This window comes from Streptomyces sp. bgisy159, assembly GCF_965341775.1.
In the GTDB taxonomy this organism is placed as follows: Bacteria; Actinomycetota; Actinomycetes; order Streptomycetales; family Streptomycetaceae; genus Streptomyces.
On the sequence record NZ_CBDQZH010000015.1, the window covers coordinates 76,501 to 94,323 of the forward strand.

Sequence of the window (17,823 nt, forward strand, 5' to 3'; positions counted from 1 at the left end):
CCGGTTTAAGGTCCACTTCCATGGCGTCATCACGGACCAATCCGCAGGGCTCCGCCGCGTCGGCCGGCGAGGAGGACCTGTCGGCCACCCCGTCCGCCGCCTGGGAGGTGCTGCTGCCGGCCGTGTCGGCGCCGGCACGCGCGCGTGGGCGCGCGTTGCAGGCCGCGCTGCGCGAGGCGGTGCGCTCGGGGCGGCTCGCGCCGGGCACCCGGCTGCCGTCGAGCCGGGACCTCGCCGCCGACCTCGGGGTGTCCCGGGGCCTGGTCACCGAGGCGTACGAGCAGCTGACGGCGGAGGGCTATCTGCGCAGCGGCCGGGGTGCCGGGACCTGGGTGGGCGGTGCCGCTCGGGCGGCCCGGCCGCGCGCCCGGGACCTCGCGCCCCGGGTCCCCGGCGCGCGGGCGGACTTCGTGCCCGGCACCCCGGACCTGTCGCTGTTCCCGCGCCCCGCCTGGGCCGCGGCGCAGCGCGCGGTGCTGGCCGACCTGGCGCACCACGAGCTCGGCTATCCCGACCCGCGCGGACTGCCCCGGCTGCGCACCGCGCTGGCCGAGCTGCTGGCCCGGCGCCGGGGTGTGGTCGCCGACCCCGAGCGGATCGTGGTGGTCTCCGGGGTCGCCCAGGCGAGCGCGCTGCTCGGCTGCGTGCTGCACGCGCGCGGGCTGGACGCCGTCGGGGTGGAGGATCCGGGCAGCCCGCAGCACAGCGCGCTGTACGCGGCGGCCGACATGACCGCCGTACCGCTGCCGCTGGACGGCGAGGGACTGGCTCTCGGTCCGCTGGCCGCGTCGGGGGTGCGGGCCGTGGTGACGACGCCGGCGCACCAGTTCCCCACCGGTCTCGCGTACTCGGCGCGCCGCAGGACCCGGCTGCTGGAGTGGGCGCGGGCGGTGGACGGTTACGTCCTGGAGGACGACTACGACGGCGACTTCCGCTACGACCGCGCGCCCGTGGGTGCCCTGCAGGGGCTGGACCCGGAGCGGGTGGCGTACACCGGGTCGGTGAGCAAGTCGCTGGCGCCCGGGCTGCGGCTGGGCTGGCTGCTGGTGCCGGAGTCGCTGGCGGAGGACGTCGTCGAGCGGAAGCGGACCATGGATCTCGGCCATCCCACGCTGGACCAGGCGCTGTTCGCGCGGTTCCTGGAACGCGGCGACTACGACCGTCAGCTGCGCCGCTGCCAACGGGCGTACCGGGAGCGGCGCGACGCCCTGGTGGCGGCGTTGCGGGAGCACTTCCCCGGTTCGCGGGTCACCGGCATCGCGGCGGGCCTGCACGTCATCGCCTCGCTGCCGGGACGGCACGGCCCCGAGGCGGAGTTCGCCGCCCGGGCGCAGGCGGCCGGCGTGTCGGTACGCACCCTCGCGGACTACGCGCACGACCGATCGGACGGACGACCGGACGACCGAGCGGACGGACGACCGGACGGACGACCCGCGCGGGGCGGCGCTCCGCCCGCGGCACGCGTGCGTGCCGGCGGATCCGGTGGGGGGCGGGTGCAGCTCGTGCTCGGCTACGCGCATCTGCCGCCCGCGCGGATCCGGGACGGCGTACGGATGCTGGCCGAGGCCACGGCGCGGTGAACGGGGTGCGGCGCGGCGCCTCCGCGGGGGCCGGGAGGAGTTGTTCACTCGTGGTTCGCGTGGCCGCCGCGCCGCCCGCGTAGGTGTGGGCACGACACATCGGCCGGTTCCCGTCCCAGGAGGCCCCTCCATGTCCGATCGTCCGTTCCCGGGGCGCCGCGGCGTCCTGCGCGGCACCCTCGCCGCGTCCGCCGCCCTGACCCTGCCCGTCGCCGCCGGTGCGGCGCCCGCCCTCGCCCGGTCCGGGCGGCCCGGCGCGGCGTGGGGCGTGCAGACGGGAGACGTGGGCGCGCACTCGGGGCTGGTGTGGGTGCGCTCCGACCGTCCGGCCCGCATGGTCGTCGAGACGTCGGCCACCGAGTCGTTCCGGGGCGCGCGCCGCTGGTGCGGCCCGCTGCTCGGCCCGGACACCGACTTCACCGGCACCACCCGGCTGCACGGTCTGCCGGCCGGCGAGCAGATCCACTACCGCGTGCTGCTGGCCGACCCGGACGACCCGCGGCGCACCGGCGAACCGGTGGCCGGCACCTTCCGCACCGCGTCCTCGCGGCGCCGCGACGGGGTGCGGTTCGTGTGGTCCGGGGACCTCGCCGGGCAGGGCTGGGGCATCAACCCGGACCGCGGCGGCTACCGGATCTACGACGCGATGGCCGCGCTCGACCCGGACTTCTTCCTGTGCAGCGGCGACAACGTCTACGCCGACGGCCCGATCGCACCGTCCGTCAACCTGCCCGACGGCAGTCTGTGGCGGAACGTCACCACGGAGGAGAAGTCCAAGGTCGCCGAGACGCTGGCCGAGTTCCGCGGGAACTTCCGCTACAACCTGCTCGACGCGAACCTCCGCCGGTTCAACGCGCAGGTGCCCTCGATCGTCCAGTGGGACGACCACGAGGTGACCAACAACTGGTACCCCGGGGAGATCCTCGCCGACCCCCGCTACACCGAGAAGCGCGTCGACGTGCTCGCCGCGCGGGCCCGGCGCGCGTTCTCGGAGTACTTCCCCATCCCGACGCTGCGCCGCCCCCGCGGCCGGGTGTACCGGGTGGTGCGCCACGGACCGCTGCTGGACGTGTTCGTGCTGGACATGCGCACCTACCGCAACGCCAACTCGCCGGACGACCGGACCACCGACCCCGAGGGCATCCTCGGCGCCGAGCAGCTGGCGTGGCTCAAGCGGGAACTGGCCCGCTCCCGGGCGGTGTGGAAGGTGCTCGCCTCGGACATGCCGCTCGGCCTGGTGGTGCCGGACGGCACCGACGGCCTGCCGAACATCGAGGCCGTCGCCCAGGGCGATCCCGGGGCGCCCCTGGGCAGGGAGCTGCAGATCGCCGAGCTGCTGCGGTTCGTCAAGCACCGCCGGATCACCGGCACGGTGTGGCTGACCGCCGACGTCCACTACACCTCGGCCCAGCACTACCAGCCCTCACGAGCGGCGTTCGACGACTTCGAGCCCTTCTGGGAGTTCGTCTCCGGCCCGCTCAACGCGGGCGCGTTCCCGGCCAACGCCCTGGACGGCACGTTCGGGCCGGAGCGGGTGTTCGTGAAGGCGCCGACGACCGCGAACGTCTCCCCCGCCGGCGGGTACCAGTTCTTCGGCGAGGTGGACATCGACGGCGGCAGCGGGGAGTTGACGGTCCGGCTGCGCGAGCAGGACGGCACCGTGCTGTTCACCCAGGTGCTGCGGCCGGGCCTGGTGGGACAGTAGGGCCCGGGTCCCGTACGCTCGGCGCAACACCGCGCACCGGCGTCATCCCCCGGTGCGCGGTGTTCCGTTCGCCCGCACGCGGTTCAGCCGCACGCCGTTCATCCGGACGCCTTCGCGCGGACGCCGCCCTCTCGGGCAGGCAGAGGCGGTTGCAAAGCGGACAAATTCAGCATTTACCCATCAGTCACAAACCGTTCGTGATCACGCAACACCCTTCCTCCACAGTGGCCGTATGAACCGGAAGACGACTGACGTGACACGCGCCAAGAACGGGCGCCCCGTCCACCACTGGCGGCGGGACATCGTGGAGCTCGCCGCCCTGTTCACCGCGGTGGCGGTGGCCGACGTGGTGGCGAACCTGGTGGGCCACGGCCCGGACGGGCCTGCCCTGCTCACCCTGTCGGCGGCCGCCCTCGCCGCCACGGCCTGCTTCCACACCTGGTGGTCACGCCGCCACGGCCACGCACCGCCGGTGAGCGATACCGGCGATACGAGCGCCCGGCCGGGCTCCGCGCGGGAGCAGGCCGGGCCGTCCGCGCTGCCGGAGGAGGCGGCCCGGCCGAGCACCCTGTGGCGGATGCGGACGACCGTGAAGGACGAGCCGGGCGCGCTGGCCGCCCTGTGCACCGCGCTCGCCGGGCAGCGCGTCGACATCCTCACCCTGCAGACGCACCCGCTGGGCACGGACACCGTCGACGAGTTCCTGCTGCGCGCCCCGCGCGACCTCGCCTGCGCCGAGATCACCCGTGCCGTGGCGGGCGCGGGCGGCTCGGGCACCTGGATGGAGCGGGCCGACGCCCACGACCTGGTGGACGCGCCGACCCGGGTGCTCGGCCTGGCCACCCGCACGGCGCTGGACGCCGCCGAACTCCCTCTGGCACTGCGGCAGTTGCTGGGCCGGTGCACGATCCGGTCGCTGCCCGCCACCGCGCACGGCGACGGCCGGGGCGCCGACCGGGTGCCCGTGGAGGGCGTGCTGGAGGAGACGGTGCTGCGACTGCGGGCGCCGGAGGGCGGGGTGATCACCGTGGAGCGGCCGTATCTTCCCTTCACCCCGACGGAGTTCGCCCGCGCGCGGGCCCTGGTCGAGCTGGACGCCCGGCTGGGCCCGAGGGTCCCGTGCGGCCAGGACGTACTGACGCTGCCCGAGGGCAACGACATCACCGTGCGCCGGGCCGACGTCGGTGACCTGCAGGCCGCGAAGGAGATGCACGAACGGTGCTCCAGCCGGACCCTGGGCATGCGGTACCACGGGCCGGTGGGTGACGCCGACCGCTATCTCAAGCATCTGCTCAGCCCCCGCTTCGGCCGCACCCTGGCGGTGCGCACCCCCTCGGGCCGCATCGTCGGCCTCGGCCACCTGCTGTGGGACGGCGACGAGACGGAGGTCGCGCTGCTGGTCGAGGACCGTTGGCAGCGGCGCGGCATCGGCGGGGAACTGCTGCGCAGGCTGGTGGCCATGGCCCGGGAGGCCGGCTGCGAGAGCGTGTACGCGGTGACGCAGGCGTCCAACACGGGCATGGTCGCGGCGATGCGGGGGCTGGAGCTGCCGCTCGACTACCAGATCGAGGAGGGCACGCTGGTGATCACGGCCCGCCTGCAGAGCTCGGTGGTCAGGACCTGAGCACCGCCGCGGGGCGGGCGACGGCCACCGCGGTGTCCCGGTCGCCCGCGCCCCCCGCGGACAGTGCCGTGTCCAGGTCGGCCCACAGGTCCTCGACGTCTTCCAGGCCCACGGACATCCGCAGCAGGCGGTCGCTCACGCCCGCGCCCCTGCGGTCCTCGGCGTCCACGATGCGGTGGCTGATCGACGCGGGGTGCTGGATCAGCGTGTCCACGCTGCCGAGGCTGACGGCCGGGGTGACGAGGCGGACGCCGGCGATCACCTCGTGCGGGTCGCCGTGCACCTCGAAGGCGACCATGGCACCGCCGATGCCCGGGTAGTGGACGCGGGCCACGCGCGGGTCGCCGGCGAGGCGGCGGGCCAGCTCGGCCGCGGTGTCCGAGGCGGCGCGGACCCGGACCGGCAGGGTCGACAGGCCCCGCAGCAGCAGGTAACCGGCGAGCGGGTGCAGGACACCACCGGTGGCGAAACGTATCTGCCGCAGCTGTCCGGCGAACTCCTCGTCACAGGCCACCACCCCCGCGAGCACGTCCCCGTGCCCGCCGAGGTACTTGGTGGCGCTGTGCAGCACCAGCCGGGCGCCCGACTCGGCGGGGCGCTGGAGCACCGGGGTGGCGAAGGTGTTGTCGACCAGCAGGGGCACGCTGCCGCAGGCGTGGGCGACGGCCCGCAGGTCGACCTCGGCGAGGGTGGGGTTGGCGGGCGACTCGACCATGACCAGGCCGGTGTCCGGGCGCAGTGCGTCGGCGATCCCGGCCGGGTCGGTCCACGTCACCTCGGTGCCGAGCAGCCCGGCGGTCAGCAGGTGGTCGCTGCAGCCGTACAGGGGGCGCACGGCGACGACGTGGCGCAGCCCGGAGGCGGCGCGGGCGAGGAGCACCGCACTGAGCGCGGCCATGCCGCTGGCGAAGGCGACCGCGCTCTCGGTGCCCTCCAGCCGGGCCAGCGCCGTCTCGAAGCGGGCCACGGTGGGGTTGCCGAGCCGGCCGTAGACGGGCGGGCCGTCGGGGTCGGCGCCGGTGGTGGCGAAGGCGTCGATACGGGCCGCCTCGGCGCGGCTGTCGTAGGACGGGTAGGTGGTGGACAGGTCGATGGGCGGGGCGTGCAGGCCCTGGCGGGCCAGGTCGTCCCGGCCGGCGTGCACGGCCTCGGTGGCCAGTGCCCGGGGTGCTCTCGGTGCGGGGCGGCGTACGTCGTCGTACGCGGGCGTACCAGCTGTGTCCATGGGCGGAAGGGTGAACACCGACCGGGTTCCGGGGACCAGATCCCGTGCTACGTTCGGGCCATGGCCGAATCTGTCGTACTGGACCCGGTGGATCTGCATCTGCTGCGGCTGCTGCAGAACGACGCCCGGACCACCTACCGGGACCTCGCCGCGCAGGTGGGGGTGGCACCGTCGACCTGCCTGGACCGGGTGACGCGGCTGCGGCGGTCCGGGGTGATCCTCGGCCATCAGCTGCGGCTCGATCCGGCCAGGCTGGGGCGGGGGCTGCAGGCCCTGCTGTCGGTGCAGGTCCGGCCGCACCGGCGGGAACTGGTGGGTCCGTTCGTGGAGCGGGTGCGGGCGCTGCCGGAGGCGCTGACCGTGTTCCACCTGACCGGCCCGGACGACTATCTGGTGCACGTGGCGGTCGCGGACATGGCCGATCTGCAGCGGCTGGTCCTCGACGAGTTCACGGCCCGGCGGGAGGTGGCCCGGGTGGAGACCAGGCTGATCTTCCAGCGGTGGGACTGCGGTCCCCTGCTCCCGCCGGACACGCTCTCGGCGAAATCCGGCTGATCCGGCGACCGGACCGGCGAAACGGGGCTGACGCGGCACCGGTATCCGTACGACGATGTCCGCATGTCAGAGACGAACAGCAGCCCGCTGCCGCGGCAGGTCGCCGACGCCTACGTCGACGAGCTCGTCGCCCTCGATCCGGTCACCGGCACCTACCTCGGCGTACAGGAGAGCGCCGGCCGCCTGCCCGACCTCTCACCGGCGGGACAGGACGCGCTCGCGCGGCTGGCCCGGGACACCCTGGCCCGGCTCGACGAGGCCGAGAGCCGGCCCGGCGCGGACAGCGACATCGAGCGCCGGTGCGCGCGCCTGCTGCGCGAGCGGCTGACCGCCGAACTCGCCGTGCACGAAGCGGAGGAGGGGCTGCGCCACGTCGGCAACATGGGCTCGCCGGCGCACCACGTGCGCGAGGTGTTCACCGTGACGCCGACCCGGACGGAGGAGGACTGGGCGGCGATCGCCGAACGGCTGCGCGCGGTGCCGGCCGCCCTCGCCGGGTACCGGGAGTCCCTGACCCTCGGTCTGGAGCGCAAGCTGTACGCGGCGCCGCGGCCCACGGAGACCTTCGTCGGACAGCTCACCGAGTGGGCCGACACGGACGGGTCCGGGCGCGGCTGGTTCGAGGACTTCGCCGCCGCCGGCCCCGACACGCTCAGGGCCGAGCTGGACGAGGCGGCGCGCGCGGCGACCGCCGCGGTGGCCGGGCTGCGCGACTGGATGCGCGACGTGTACGCGCCGGCCGTCCAGGACGCGCCGCAGACCGTGGGCCGTGAACGCTACGCCCGGTTCGCCCGCTACTACAACGGCACCGACCTCGACCTGGACGAGGCGTACGCCTACGGCTGGGCCGAGTACCACCGGCTGCTCGGCGAGATGCGGCAGGAGGCGGAGAAGATTCTGCCGGGTGCCGAGACGCCGTGGGCGGCGCTGGCCCACCTCGACGAGCACGGCCGGCACATCGAGGGCGTCGACGAGGTCCGGGCGTGGCTGCAGGGCCTGATGGACGAGGCGATCGACAAGCTGGACGGCACCCACTTCGAACTCGCCGAGCGGGTACGGAAGGTGGAGTCGTGCATCGCGCCGCCCGGCAGCGCCGCGGCGCCCTACTACACGCCGCCGTCGGAGGACTTCTCGCGGCCGGGCCGCACCTGGCTGCCGACGATGGGCGAGACCCGGTTCCCGGTCTACGACCTGGTGTCGACCTGGTACCACGAGGGCGTGCCCGGCCACCACCTCCAGCTGGCGCAGTGGGTGCACGTCGCCGGGAACCTCTCCCGCTACCAGGCGTCCGTCGGCATGGTCAGCGCCAATGCCGAGGGCTGGGCGCTGTACGCGGAGCGGCTGATGGACGAGCTGGGCTTCCTCACCGATCCCGAACAGCGGCTCGGCTATCTCGATGCGCAGATGATGCGGGCCGTGCGCGTCATCATCGACATCGGCATGCACCTCGGCCTGGACATTCCGGCGGACTCCCCCTTCCGTCCGGGCGAGCGCTGGACGCCGGAGCTGGCCGAGGAGTTCTTCGGGTCGCACAGCAGCCGCCCGGCCGACTTCGTGGTGAGCGAGCTGACCCGCTATCTGACCATCCCCGGCCAGGCCATCGGCTACAAGCTGGGCGAGCGGGCCTGGCTGCTGGGCCGGGAGCGGGCCCGCGCGCGCCACGGCGCCGCCTTCGACCTCAAGGCCTGGCACATGGCGGCCCTCTCGCAGGGTTCGCTGGGTCTGGACGACCTGGTGGACGAGCTGTCCCGGCTCTGACGCGGATGCCGGGCGGGGCACGCGGGGCGACCGAGGCGACCTCGGCGACCTCGGCGACCGGGCAGGGCACGCGGAGCGACCGGGTGGGGCGGCGGACCCGCCGTGTCGGTGTCCTGCCCGGGCCGCGGATATTCGCTGTCCCTCCCGGCCGCCTCTCGGGCACTCTTCGGTTCCATGACCACTGGCCGCACCCTGTTCCTGTCCCCGCGCGTCACCGCCACCGGCCGCGCCCTCGCGGATGCGGCACGGCGGCGCGGTGTGGGGGTGGAGACCCTGCGCGAGTGGCGGGTGCCCCAGGAGCGGCGGCGCTGTCCCGGTGCCTCGCTCTACGCGGGCCCGCTGTTCGCGGACGCCGTCGGCCGGGAGCTGGGCGTCGGGCTGCTGGAGCCCCCGGCGGACTGGCTGGCCAGGCTGCCGCGCGAGCTCACCGGCCGCGACATCGCGTGCACCACCATCGACGCGGCGCGCGGGCTGCGGAGGCCGGCGTTCGTGAAGCCGCCCAACGACAAGAGCTTCCCGGCGCGCGTCTACCCCGACGGCAGCCGGCTGCCCGGCCCGGACGCGGTGGACGGTACGGAGCCGGTGCTGGTCAGCGACATCGTGGCGTTCGCCGTGGAGTACCGGCTGTTCCTGCTGGACGGCGAGGTGCGCACCGGCAGCCGGTACGCCGTCGGGGGCGACCTCGACGTGGCCCCGCTGGAGGCGGACCCGCGCCGCGGCGAGGTGCTGGCGTTCGCCTCCCGGCTGGCCGGTACCGGGCTGCCGAGCGCGATCGTCGTGGACGTCGGGCTGGTGGCGGACGCCGGGTGGGCGGTGGTGGAGGCCAACGCCGCATGGGCCAGCGGGCACTACGCGTGCGACGCGGACGCCGCGCTGAAGGTGGTGCTGCGCGCGGCGCGACCGCGGGACGGCTTCACCGCGGCGGAGCGGGGGTTCCTGCGGCCGGCGCCCGCGGTGGTGCGGGCCTGACCTCAGCAGCCGCAGTCGGCGGCGTCCACCGGGACGGTCAGCGGGTCGGCCGGCTTGCGCTCGCCACCCTCTCGGGTCTCGTAGGCGAGGCCCTCGCGCACCCAGTACTCGAAGCCGCCGAGCATCTCCTTGACCCGGTAGCCGAGTTCGGCGAGGGCGAGGGCCGCGCGGGTGGCGCCGTTGCAGGCGGGGCCCCAGCAGTACGTGACGACCGGCACCGCCTTGTCGAGGAGGTGCTCGGCCTGCTCGGGGATGAGCGCGGTGGGCAGGTGGACCGCGCCGGGGACGTGCCCCTGGTCCCAGGACTCGGTGGAGCGGGAGTCCAGCACGACGAAGCCGGCGTCGCCGCCGGCGGCAAGCGCGGCGGCCACGTCGGAGACGTCGGTGTGGAAGGCCAGGCTCGCCCGGAAGTGGGCGGCGGCCTCGGCAGGGGCTGCGGGAGGGGTGCGCAGGACGGGGTTCACGGGGGCGGCAGCGTGGGCCGCGTTCTCGGTGGAGGTGTTCATGGCAGAAAATCTACGGCCGGTGATCATTTCGTTGAAGTGACGATCCCCGGCACCTGCCTTGATCCACCGGGGATTTCCCTGCTATTCCTCGCTCATGACCGCGTATTCCCCGGACGCCACCGACTGGCGCATCCTCGACGTCCTGCAACGGGAGGGCCGGGCCAGTTACGCCGAGCTGGCCCGTGCCGTGTCCATGTCCGCGAGCGCGGTGACCGAACGGGTGCGGCGGCTGGAAGAGGCGGGCGTCATCCAGGGGTACGCCGCCGTCGTGGACCCCGAGCGTATCGGCCTGCCGATCCTGGCGTTCGTACGGCTGCGGTACCCGACCGGCAACTACAAGCCCTTCCACGACCTGGTGGCCGTCACGCCCGAGATCCTGGAGGCGCACCATGTCACGGGCGACGACTGCTTCGTGATCAAGGTCGCCGCCCGTTCCATGCGCCATCTGGAGGAGGTGTCCGGGAAGATCGGCGCGCTCGGTTCGGTCACCACCAGCGTCGTCTACTCCTCGCCGCTGCCCCGGCGTCCGCTGGGCCGGTGACCGCGCTGCCGCACCACCGACCCCGACCGGTCCTTCACGACCTCCAGCTGGGCGTGGATGCGCCGCCGGAGGTCGGCGACGTGGCTGACGATGCCGACGCTGCGGTCCCGTTCGCGCAGGGAGTCGAGGACGTCGAGAACCTCGTCCAGCGTCTGGTCGTCCAGGCTGCCGAACCCCTCGTCGATGAACAGGGTGTCCAGCCGCACTCCCCCCGCCTCGTCGGTGACCACGTCGGCGAGGCCGAGCGCGAGGGCGAGCGAGGCGAAGAAGGTCTCGCCGCCGGACAGGGTGGCGGTGTCCCGCTCCCGGCCGGTCCAGGCGTCGACGACGTGCAGGCCCAGTCCGCTGCGACCGCGTCCGGTGCGGTCGTCGGAGTGGACGAGGGTGTAGCGGCCCGAGGACATCCGGTGCAGCCGGACGCTGGCGGCGGCGGCCACCTGCTCCAGCCGGGCGGCCAGAACGTACGACTCGAGACGCATCTTGCGCCCGTTGTCGGCGGAGGTGCCCGCGGTGAGCCCGGCGAGGCGGGCGACCCGGTCGTACTCCTCACGCAGCGGCGCCAGCCCGCGCGCGGCGGCGGTCGCGCGCTCGGACAGCCGGTCCAGTTCCGCGCAGCGGCGGGCGGCGGCGTCCTGCGCGGAGGCGGCCTGCCGCAGCCGTTCGGCGGCGGCGCGGGCGGCCGTCTCGGCGGCGGTGAGGCCGGCGGGCGGGCACTGGGCGGCGGAGGCGGTGTCGGCCTCGGCGAGCACGGCCCGCACGGCGGCCTCCTCGGTCTGCCAGGCGTCGAGAGCGCGCTGCAGCTCGCGGTGGGCGGCGTCGTCGAGGAGGGCGTCGGCGGCGGCCCGCGGGGTGTCGAAACCGGCCCGGAACGCGGCCTCGTCGAGGTGCCCGTCGGCGGCCTTGAGGCGCTCGGCGCTCTCCTCGGCGGCCCTGGCCGCGTCGGCGGCGTCGGTCAGCAGCGCGGCCTGCCGCTCCAGCTGCGCCGCGCGCGCGGCCACGCTGTCCAGGGCGCCCCGGGCGTGCGTCACCTCGTCCTGGAGGGCGGCCCGTTCGCGGTCCAGTCGCTCGCGGTGGCCCACCCGGGAGGCGAGCCGGACGGCGGCCTCACGCTGGACGGCGGTGCGCCGCCGGTGCTCCTGCTCGGCCCGGCGCAGCTCCTCCTGCGCCGGGTGCAGTGCGGAGGCGTCCGCGCGGGCGCGCGCGTAGTGCTCCTCCAGCTCGGCGGCCTCGGCGCGGAGCTGGTCCGTCGGAGCGTCACCGGCCTCGGCGGTCGCGGCGGCCAGCTCCTCCCGTACGGCGCCCAGGCGCCGTTGGTCCGCGGCGTGTTCGTCCTCGGTCTGCCGGTAGGCGGCGAGGGCGGCTTCCTCGGCGGCGCGGTCGACGTGCCCGGCGTCCTTGCGGGCGGGAGCGGGATGCTCGGTGGCCCCGCAGACGGCGCAGGGCGCACCTGCGACCAGGCCGGCGGCCAGTTCGGCCGCGATGCCGTCGAGGCGCTGCTCCTTGAGGTCCAGCCAGTGGGCGCGGGCGGCGACCGCCCGCTCGCCGGAGGCGAGGGCCCGCCGCTCGGCGGCGTCGAGGTCCCCGGCGAGCCGGTCGCGCAGTGCCGCGGCCGTCAGCCGGGCCTGCGCGGGTTCCCGCCGCTCGGCGAGCTGTTCGGCCCGGGTGGCGGCCTGCTGGGCGCTGTCGACGCGGGCCAGGAGTGCGGCCCGGGTCTCCTCCCACCCGGCGAGCCAGCTCTCCGCCTCCGTGAGGACCTCCTCGTCGGCGCGCTCCTGGCGGTCCAGATCGGCGCGCTCGGCGGCGAGGCCGGCCAGCCGCAGCTCGGCGCGCCGGGCCGACTCCAGTCCGCCCAGTTCCTCGGCGGCCCGGCGGGCGGCGGCGGCGAGGCCGGCGGCCCCGGCGTCGGTGAACCGCTCCGGCAGCTGCGCACGCGCGCGTGCCTCGGCCTCGGCGGCCGCGCGGTGCTCGGAGTCGGCCGACGCGCGCAGTGCGAGGACCGGAGCCACCGCCTCGGCCTTGCGCGCCCGCTCCATCCGAGCCCGCTGCTCCCGGTGGGCGCCCGCCCGCTCCTGGAGGCGCGCGGCGCGCTCCTGCGCATCGGCGAACCGCCGCTGCAAGCGGGCTAGTTCGCGTGTGTCGTCCAGGTGGCGCTGGGCTGCCGCGTGGGCGGATTCGGCGGCGAGGCGCCCGCAGTCGGCGACGGCAAGCTGCTCGCGCGCGGTGGAACGGGCGACGGCGGCCGCGGTGAGGACGGCCTCGGCCAGGCCCGGCTCGCCCGGCGCCGGTTCGGGCAGCTCCATGGTGTCGCCGGCGACCTGCTGCATGCGGTGGGCGTCGGCGAGCAGCGCGGTGTCGCCCTCCTTCACCCTGGCCTCGGCGGCGCGGCGGCGGTCGGCGAGGCGCTTCTCGACGTCGGTGAAGCGCTGGGTGTCGAACAGGCGGCCGAGCAGTCGGCCGCGCGCCTCGGCGTCGGCGCGCAGGAAGCGTGCGAAGTCGCCCTGGGGCAACAGCACCACCTGGCAGAACTGCTCCCGGCTCATGCCGCCGAGCAGCTGGGTGATCTCCTCGCCGATCTCCTGGTGGGAGCGGCTGAGGTCCTTCCAGGCACGGGCCGCCGCGTCGTACTCGCGCAGCCAGGACTGGGCCTTGTCGACGGTCGTGCCGTGGCCGCGTTTCTTGGCGCGTTCCCAGGGCGGCTGCCGGGTGATCTCCAGGCGGCGGCCCGCGACGGTGAGGTCGAGGGTGACCTCGGTGCGGGTGCCGGGGGCGGCGTGGTCACTGCGCAGGGTGAGGCCCTGGCCGTTCTGGCGAGCCCCGGGGACCGCGCCGTACAGGGCGTAGCACACGGCGTCGAGGACGGAGGTCTTGCCGGCGCCGGTCGGGCCGTGCAGCAGGAACAGGCCGGCGGCGGACAGTTCGTCGAAGTCCACCGACAGGGTGCCGCCGAACGGTCCGAAGGCGGTGAGGTCGAGCCGGTGCAGTCTCACCGGGCCACCTCCCGCACGGCGTCGTCCGCACGGACCGCGTCGAACGCCGCCCGCAGCACGCGGCGCTCGCTCGGGTCGGGTCCGGCGCCGCGTACGTGTGCGACGAAGTCCTCGGCGATCTGCTGGTCGTCCCGCCCGGCGAGGCGGCTCGCATAGCTGGCGTCGGGGTCGTCGGGGGCGCGCTCGGGGGCGAAGACGAGGCTGAGGGTGTGCGGGAACCGTGCGGTGAGGCGGGCCATGGGCTCGGCGGGACGGACGGCGTCGACGAGGGTCGCCTCCACCCAAGCCCCTTCGTGCCGGGCGAGGGCCGGGTCGGCGAGCAGGTCCTCCAGGGTGCCGCGCAGGCGGGCCAGCGGGCGCGGCACGGGGCAGTCGATCCGCTCGGCGGTGACCGCGCCGGTGGCGTCGAGGTCGACCAGCCACATGCTCTTGCGGTGGTCGGCCTCCGAGAAGGAGTACGCCAGCGGGGAGCCGGAGTAGCGCACCCGCTCGGTGATCGTCTGACAACCGTGCAGGTGACCCAGCGCCACGTAGTCGACGCCGTCGAAGACCCCGGCCGGCACCGCGGCCACTCCGCCGACGGTGATGTCCCGTTCGCTGTCGCTGGGCCGGCCGCCGGTGACGAAGGCGTGGGCGAGGACCACGGACCGGGTGCCCGTCGGGCGTGCGGCGAGGTCGGCGCGGACTCGGTCCATGGCGGCGGCCAGCACCGCCTCGTGGCCGGCCCGCTCGACGCCGAACTCGTCCTTGACCAGGGCCGGTTCGAGGTAGGGCAGGCCGTAGAAGGCGACGTCACCGTGCGCGTCGGACAGGACGACGGGGGTACCGGCGGCCGACGGGTCGGTGCGCAGGTGGATGCCCGCGCGGTCGATGAGGCCGGCGCCGACGCCGAGACGGCGGGCCGAGTCGTGGTTGCCGGAGATCATGACCGTGGGCACGCCCAGGCCGGCCAGGCGGTGCAGGGCGTCGTCGAACAGCTCGACCGCGGCGAGCGACGGGACCGCCCGGTCGTAGACGTCCCCCGACACGACCACCGCGTCGACCTCGCGCTCCCGCACGGTGGTGACGAGACGACCGATGAACTCGGCCTGCGCCCCGAGCAGGTTGACCCGGTGGAACGCCCGGCCGAGATGCCAGTCGGAAGTGTGCAGCAGCCTCATGATCCCCGAGACTAACGGGAGGGACTGACAGCACGGGCGGATACGGCGGCCTCACGCATCACCGTACGCCTCCCCGCCCAGCTCGAACCCGGCCGTCCCGGCCGTCGCGTCCGCCAGCCAGGCCCGGAAGGCGTCGACGTCGGCGTCCGGCAGTCCGATCTCGAGGGTGACGGCCTCGCCGTAGCGCACGTCTCGCACCTCGCGCCCGGTGGCGCGCAGGTCGTTCTGCACCTTCCCGGCGCGCTGGTGGTCGACGGTGACCGTGGCCAGTCGGTACCGGCGCCGGGTGAGGGTGCCGAGGGCGTCGACGGCCTCCCCCACCGCCCCTCCGTAGGCGCGGATGAGGCCGCCCGCGCCGAGCTTGACGCCGCCGAAGTAGCGGGTGACGACGGCGACCACGTACCGCATGTCGCGGCGCAGCAGCATCTGCAGCATGGGGAGGCCGGCGGTGCCACCCGGCTCCCCGTCGTCGTTGGCCTTCTGGACGGCGGCGTCCGCGCCGATGACGTACGCCCAGCAGTTGTGCGTGGCGTCCGCGTGCTCCCTGCGAACCGCCGCGATGAACTCCCGCGCCTCCCGCTCGCTGCCGGCCGGCGCCAGCGCGCACAGGAATCGCGAGCGGTTGACCTCTGTCTCGTGCACACCCGCGCGCGCGACGGTGCGGTACTCGTCCTGCATCGGACCAGCCTATGCGGTGGTGCGGAAGCTCCCCCCACCCGGTCAATCCGCCCCGTTCCGGCATGCTCTACCCGCTTTTGCCGTGTTTCCTGCCGCGCGGGACCGTGACCGAGGTGAGCAGGGCCGCGCCCGGTACGAGGGTGCGCCAGGTGGGGCCGTACCAGGAGAGCACGGCGAGGGCGGAGGTGGGGAACTTGGTGCGGACGGTGTCCAGGGTGTCGCCGAGGCCGTCGCCGGCGAGGGTGAGCACCAGGTCGGTGAGGCCGGGGTTGTGGCCGACCAGGAGCAGGGTCCGCACCTCGGGCGGTGTCTCGTGCAGCACGTCCAGCAGGTCGGGCGCGTCGGCCGCGTACAGCCGTTCGTCGTACCGCACCGGCGGCGGGGTGCCCCACTGCGCGGAGGTCAGTTCCCAGGTGCGGCGGGCTCTCAGCGCGGTGGAGCACAGGGCGAGGTCGGGCAGGCAGTCGGCCTCGGCGAGCGCGCGTCCGGCGGCGGGGGCGTCCCGCCGGCCACGCGGGGCGAGGGGCCGCCCGTGGTCCGGGGTGCCCTCCGGCCAGGCGGACTTCGCGTGCCGCAGTATCACCAGCCGCCGCAGCGGCCCGCTGCCGGCGCGGGCCCCGGGCCGGGACGCGGTCGGCCGCGCCGTCGCGTCACCGCCCATTGCGACCGACCGCCTTCCCCTGACGTGTCACACCGGCGACCCGAGGTCCCGGGTCAGATCGAGGCCCAGGAGGCGGTCGGCGTAGGCGTGCGTCTCGAAGCGGGCCCCGGGCGCGACGTCCGGGTCCTGCTCGATCCGCCGCAGCACGCGCAGCACCTCCGGTACGTCCAGGTCGTCCTCCCAGGCGGCCCGCAGCCGCCCGCGCACCTCCTCGGGGACCGGCCGCGAGGGCTGCCGCGCCCACCGGGCGACGTCCTGCCGCCAGCGTACGAGGGTGTCGCGGGCCTCCGCCAGGTCGGCCGCTGTCAGCCGTACGGGGGTGTCCCGGGGGCGGGTGAGCAGGGCGAGGCGCAGGGCGGCCGGCTCCGCACGGTCCGGCGGGCCCGCGGACGGTAGCGGCGGACCGTCCACCGGGGCCACGGCCACCACCACCCCGTCGGGGACGTCGGACGCCCGCCGCGCCACGTGCACGACCTGCGCCTCGCCGAGTCCGGTGCCCATGTCCCGGTTGTCCTCGAAGGGGCGGATGCCGAGCTCGTCGGCGTCCGTACGCAGCCGGGTCTGCTCACCCCGCCCGGTCAGCAGGCCCCAGACGGGTGTGCCGCCGAGTTCCAGGGCACGCACCAGCAGGTCGGCGACGAGCAGGACGCGCAGATCGCCGGTACCGCAGCCGTCGGCATGGGCCTCGACCCGGGTCAGGCCCCGGCGGACGGGGGCGGCGGGGACGTCTGCGCCGGTTCGGGCGTCGGTGATGCGGAGCACGGCCCGAGCGTAGGCGGGCCGGCGGCCGCGCGCAGGCGGGCGGCGGGATTTCCGGACACGTACCGGGGCGTCGCACGGCTGCCCGGGCCGGCCCGCACGAACCGCTTCCGACTCGGAATGACCGGTTGTGATCAGATGTTGTCCGACCTGAGGTTCCAAGGTTCCCCAGCCGGCCACCCGACAGGAGGCACGCCGTGCACGGCGACGACGCAACGGTCCGCAAGATCCTCACCGAGCTCGGCGGTACCTGGGCGGTGGTGGGCCTGTCCACCAACCGGGCGCGGGCGGCGTACGGGGTGGCCGAGGTGCTGCGGCGCCACGGCAAACGGGTCGTCCCCGTCCACCCCAAGGCGGAGACCGTGCACGGGGAGCGGGGATACGCCTCCCTCGCGGACGTCCCCTTCGACGTGGACGTCGTCGACGTGTTCGTCAACAGTCGGCTCGCCGGGGCCGTGGCCGACGAGGCGGTCGCCCGGGGTGCGAAGGCGGTGTGGTTCCAGCTGGGTGTGGTCGACGAGGCGGCTTACGCGCGCACGCGTGCGGCGGGTCTGGACATGGTGATGGACCGCTGCCCGGCCATCGAGTTCCCCCGGCTGCGCCGACCGTGACGGCCGTGGCGCGGGGCGGGTGACCGGCTGAGCGGTGCCGTCGCCGGTCACCCCTGTCAGTCGTGCACCGGCCGGTCGCCCAGCCGGTGGTCGGCCACGTTCAGCGCCTCGCCGACCAGGCGGCGCAGGTGGCCGTCGCACAGGGCGTAGATCACCCTTCGGCCCTCCTTGCGGGTGCTCACCAGGCCGGCCAGCCGCAGCCGCGCCAGGTGCTGGCTGACCGCCGGGCGGGCCGCGCCGCAGACCTCGGTCAGCGTGCCGACGTCGGCCTCGCCGGTCGTCAGGGCGTGCAACAGGGTGAGGCGGGTGCGGTCGCCGAGCAGGGCGAGGATCTCGGCCGCGAGCGCGAAGTGCTCTTCGCCGGGTGTGCGCGGGTGGACATCGCCGGGGGTGCGCGGGTGCGCATCGTGTGCAGATGACAGGTGCATGCGTGCGCTCATACGCACATATTGGCGCTGCGGACGGGAAGACGTCCAGTGTGAGGCAGCGGCCGGAAGGGGACCG

General features: G+C 75.1%; 16 protein-coding genes. 8 read left to right on the forward strand and 8 right to left on the reverse strand.

Annotated features, from left to right (window positions below; genetic code table 11):
* Positions 1-20: 20 nt before the first annotated feature.
* From ACSLTV_RS17075 to ACSLTV_RS17085, 3 genes are all read left to right on the forward strand, one after another.
* Positions 21-1,580 (forward strand): PLP-dependent aminotransferase family protein, encoded by a 1,560-nt coding sequence (locus ACSLTV_RS17075; protein ID WP_435612427.1) that lies wholly within the window; start codon positions 21-23, stop codon positions 1,578-1,580.
* A gap of 130 nt (positions 1,581-1,710) precedes the next feature.
* Entirely contained in the window at positions 1,711-3,285 is a 1,575-nt protein-coding gene (locus tag ACSLTV_RS17080) for an alkaline phosphatase D family protein (RefSeq protein WP_432157104.1), read from the forward strand.
* A gap of 232 nt (positions 3,286-3,517) precedes the next feature.
* Positions 3,518-4,909: an N-acetyltransferase family protein gene (locus tag ACSLTV_RS17085; protein ID WP_435612428.1), complete on the forward strand. Its 1,392-nt coding sequence runs from the start codon at positions 3,518-3,520 to the stop codon at positions 4,907-4,909.
* Here the strand turns inward: ACSLTV_RS17085 and ACSLTV_RS17090 are convergent.
* Positions 4,899-6,134 carry a trans-sulfuration enzyme family protein gene (locus ACSLTV_RS17090; protein WP_432136878.1) on the reverse strand — a complete coding sequence of 412 codons (1,236 nt, stop codon included), beginning with the start codon at positions 6,132-6,134 and terminating at the stop codon, positions 4,899-4,901. The two genes, ACSLTV_RS17085 and ACSLTV_RS17090, sit on opposite strands and share 11 nt — an antisense overlap.
* 60 nt (positions 6,135-6,194) lie before the next feature.
* Between ACSLTV_RS17090 and ACSLTV_RS17095 the strand changes: the two genes are divergently transcribed.
* The 3 genes from ACSLTV_RS17095 (at position 6,195) to ACSLTV_RS17105 (ending at position 9,416) form a co-directional block, all read left to right on the forward strand.
* Positions 6,195-6,689: an Lrp/AsnC family transcriptional regulator gene (locus ACSLTV_RS17095; RefSeq protein ID WP_432136877.1), complete on the forward strand. Its 495-nt coding sequence runs from the start codon at positions 6,195-6,197 to the stop codon at positions 6,687-6,689.
* Positions 6,690-6,752: 63 nt separating this feature from the next.
* Complete coding sequence (locus ACSLTV_RS17100; protein ID WP_432136876.1) at positions 6,753-8,447, forward strand: DUF885 domain-containing protein; 1,695 nt, start codon at positions 6,753-6,755, stop codon at positions 8,445-8,447.
* Between the two features lie 174 nt (positions 8,448-8,621).
* Positions 8,622-9,416 carry an ATP-grasp domain-containing protein gene (locus tag ACSLTV_RS17105; RefSeq protein WP_435612429.1) on the forward strand — a complete coding sequence of 265 codons (795 nt, stop codon included), beginning with the start codon at positions 8,622-8,624 and terminating at the stop codon, positions 9,414-9,416.
* A 2-nt stretch (positions 9,417-9,418) separates the two neighbouring features.
* Here ACSLTV_RS17105 and ACSLTV_RS17110 read toward each other — a convergent pair whose 3' ends face one another.
* On the reverse strand, positions 9,419-9,922 hold the full coding sequence (locus tag ACSLTV_RS17110; RefSeq protein WP_432136874.1) for a rhodanese-like domain-containing protein: 504 nt from the start codon (positions 9,920-9,922) through the stop codon (positions 9,419-9,421).
* A gap of 94 nt (positions 9,923-10,016) precedes the next feature.
* Here ACSLTV_RS17110 and ACSLTV_RS17115 point away from each other — a divergent pair, with 94 nt between their 5' ends.
* Positions 10,017-10,463: an Lrp/AsnC family transcriptional regulator gene (locus ACSLTV_RS17115; protein WP_432136873.1), complete on the forward strand. Its 447-nt coding sequence runs from the start codon at positions 10,017-10,019 to the stop codon at positions 10,461-10,463.
* Here the strand turns inward: ACSLTV_RS17115 and ACSLTV_RS17120 are convergent.
* The 5 genes from ACSLTV_RS17120 to ACSLTV_RS17140 form a co-directional block, all read right to left on the reverse strand.
* Positions 10,424-13,450, reverse strand: coding sequence for an AAA family ATPase (locus ACSLTV_RS17120; protein ID WP_435612430.1), 3,027 nt, complete (start codon positions 13,448-13,450; stop codon positions 10,424-10,426). The two genes, ACSLTV_RS17115 and ACSLTV_RS17120, sit on opposite strands and share 40 nt — an antisense overlap.
* Positions 13,447-14,610: an exonuclease SbcCD subunit D gene (locus ACSLTV_RS17125; protein ID WP_432136871.1), complete on the reverse strand. Its 1,164-nt coding sequence runs from the start codon at positions 14,608-14,610 to the stop codon at positions 13,447-13,449. The genes ACSLTV_RS17120 and ACSLTV_RS17125 overlap by 4 nt, the downstream gene beginning before the upstream one ends.
* A 51-nt stretch (positions 14,611-14,661) precedes the next feature.
* Positions 14,662-15,288: a YigZ family protein gene (locus ACSLTV_RS17130; protein ID WP_432136870.1), complete on the reverse strand. Its 627-nt coding sequence runs from the start codon at positions 15,286-15,288 to the stop codon at positions 14,662-14,664.
* A 67-nt stretch (positions 15,289-15,355) separates the two neighbouring features.
* Positions 15,356-15,949, reverse strand: a complete 594-nt coding sequence (locus ACSLTV_RS17135) for a SixA phosphatase family protein (RefSeq protein ID WP_432136869.1) — start codon at positions 15,947-15,949, stop codon at positions 15,356-15,358.
* Between the two features lie 27 nt (positions 15,950-15,976).
* Entirely contained in the window at positions 15,977-16,711 is a 735-nt protein-coding gene (locus tag ACSLTV_RS17140; protein WP_432136868.1) for a hypothetical protein, read from the reverse strand.
* A 194-nt stretch (positions 16,712-16,905) separates the two neighbouring features.
* On the opposite strand from ACSLTV_RS17140, the gene ACSLTV_RS17145 reads away from it, so the two are divergent.
* Entirely contained in the window at positions 16,906-17,319 is a 414-nt protein-coding gene (locus ACSLTV_RS17145; RefSeq protein WP_435612431.1) for a CoA-binding protein, read from the forward strand.
* Positions 17,320-17,375: 56 nt separating this feature from the next.
* Here the strand turns inward: ACSLTV_RS17145 and ACSLTV_RS17150 are convergent, their stop codons facing one another.
* Complete coding sequence (locus ACSLTV_RS17150; protein ID WP_432136866.1) at positions 17,376-17,759, reverse strand: ArsR/SmtB family transcription factor; 384 nt, start codon at positions 17,757-17,759, stop codon at positions 17,376-17,378.
* Positions 17,760-17,823 lie beyond the last annotated feature (64 nt).

Excerpts from the sequence above, each read along its gene's own strand:
- ACSLTV_RS17075 (WP_435612427.1), top strand. The coding sequence starts at position 21 with ATGGCGTCATCACGGACCAATCCGCAGGGCTCCGCCGCGTCGGCCGGC.
- ACSLTV_RS17080 (WP_432157104.1), top strand. The coding sequence starts at position 1,711 with ATGTCCGATCGTCCGTTCCCGGGGCGCCGCGGCGTCCTGCGCGGCACC.
- ACSLTV_RS17085 (WP_435612428.1), top strand. The coding sequence starts at position 3,518 with ATGAACCGGAAGACGACTGACGTGACACGCGCCAAGAACGGGCGCCCC.
- ACSLTV_RS17090 (WP_432136878.1), bottom strand. The coding sequence starts at position 6,134 with ATGGACACAGCTGGTACGCCCGCGTACGACGACGTACGCCGCCCCGCA.
- ACSLTV_RS17095 (WP_432136877.1), top strand. The coding sequence starts at position 6,195 with ATGGCCGAATCTGTCGTACTGGACCCGGTGGATCTGCATCTGCTGCGG.
- ACSLTV_RS17100 (WP_432136876.1), top strand. The coding sequence starts at position 6,753 with ATGTCAGAGACGAACAGCAGCCCGCTGCCGCGGCAGGTCGCCGACGCC.
- ACSLTV_RS17105 (WP_435612429.1), top strand. The coding sequence starts at position 8,622 with ATGACCACTGGCCGCACCCTGTTCCTGTCCCCGCGCGTCACCGCCACC.
- ACSLTV_RS17110 (WP_432136874.1), bottom strand. The coding sequence starts at position 9,922 with ATGAACACCTCCACCGAGAACGCGGCCCACGCTGCCGCCCCCGTGAAC.
- ACSLTV_RS17115 (WP_432136873.1), top strand. The coding sequence starts at position 10,017 with ATGACCGCGTATTCCCCGGACGCCACCGACTGGCGCATCCTCGACGTC.
- ACSLTV_RS17125 (WP_432136871.1), bottom strand. The coding sequence starts at position 14,610 with ATGAGGCTGCTGCACACTTCCGACTGGCATCTCGGCCGGGCGTTCCAC.
- ACSLTV_RS17130 (WP_432136870.1), bottom strand. The coding sequence starts at position 15,288 with ATGCAGGACGAGTACCGCACCGTCGCGCGCGCGGGTGTGCACGAGACA.
- ACSLTV_RS17135 (WP_432136869.1), bottom strand. The coding sequence starts at position 15,949 with ATGGGCGGTGACGCGACGGCGCGGCCGACCGCGTCCCGGCCCGGGGCC.
- ACSLTV_RS17150 (WP_432136866.1), bottom strand. The coding sequence starts at position 17,759 with ATGAGCGCACGCATGCACCTGTCATCTGCACACGATGCGCACCCGCGC.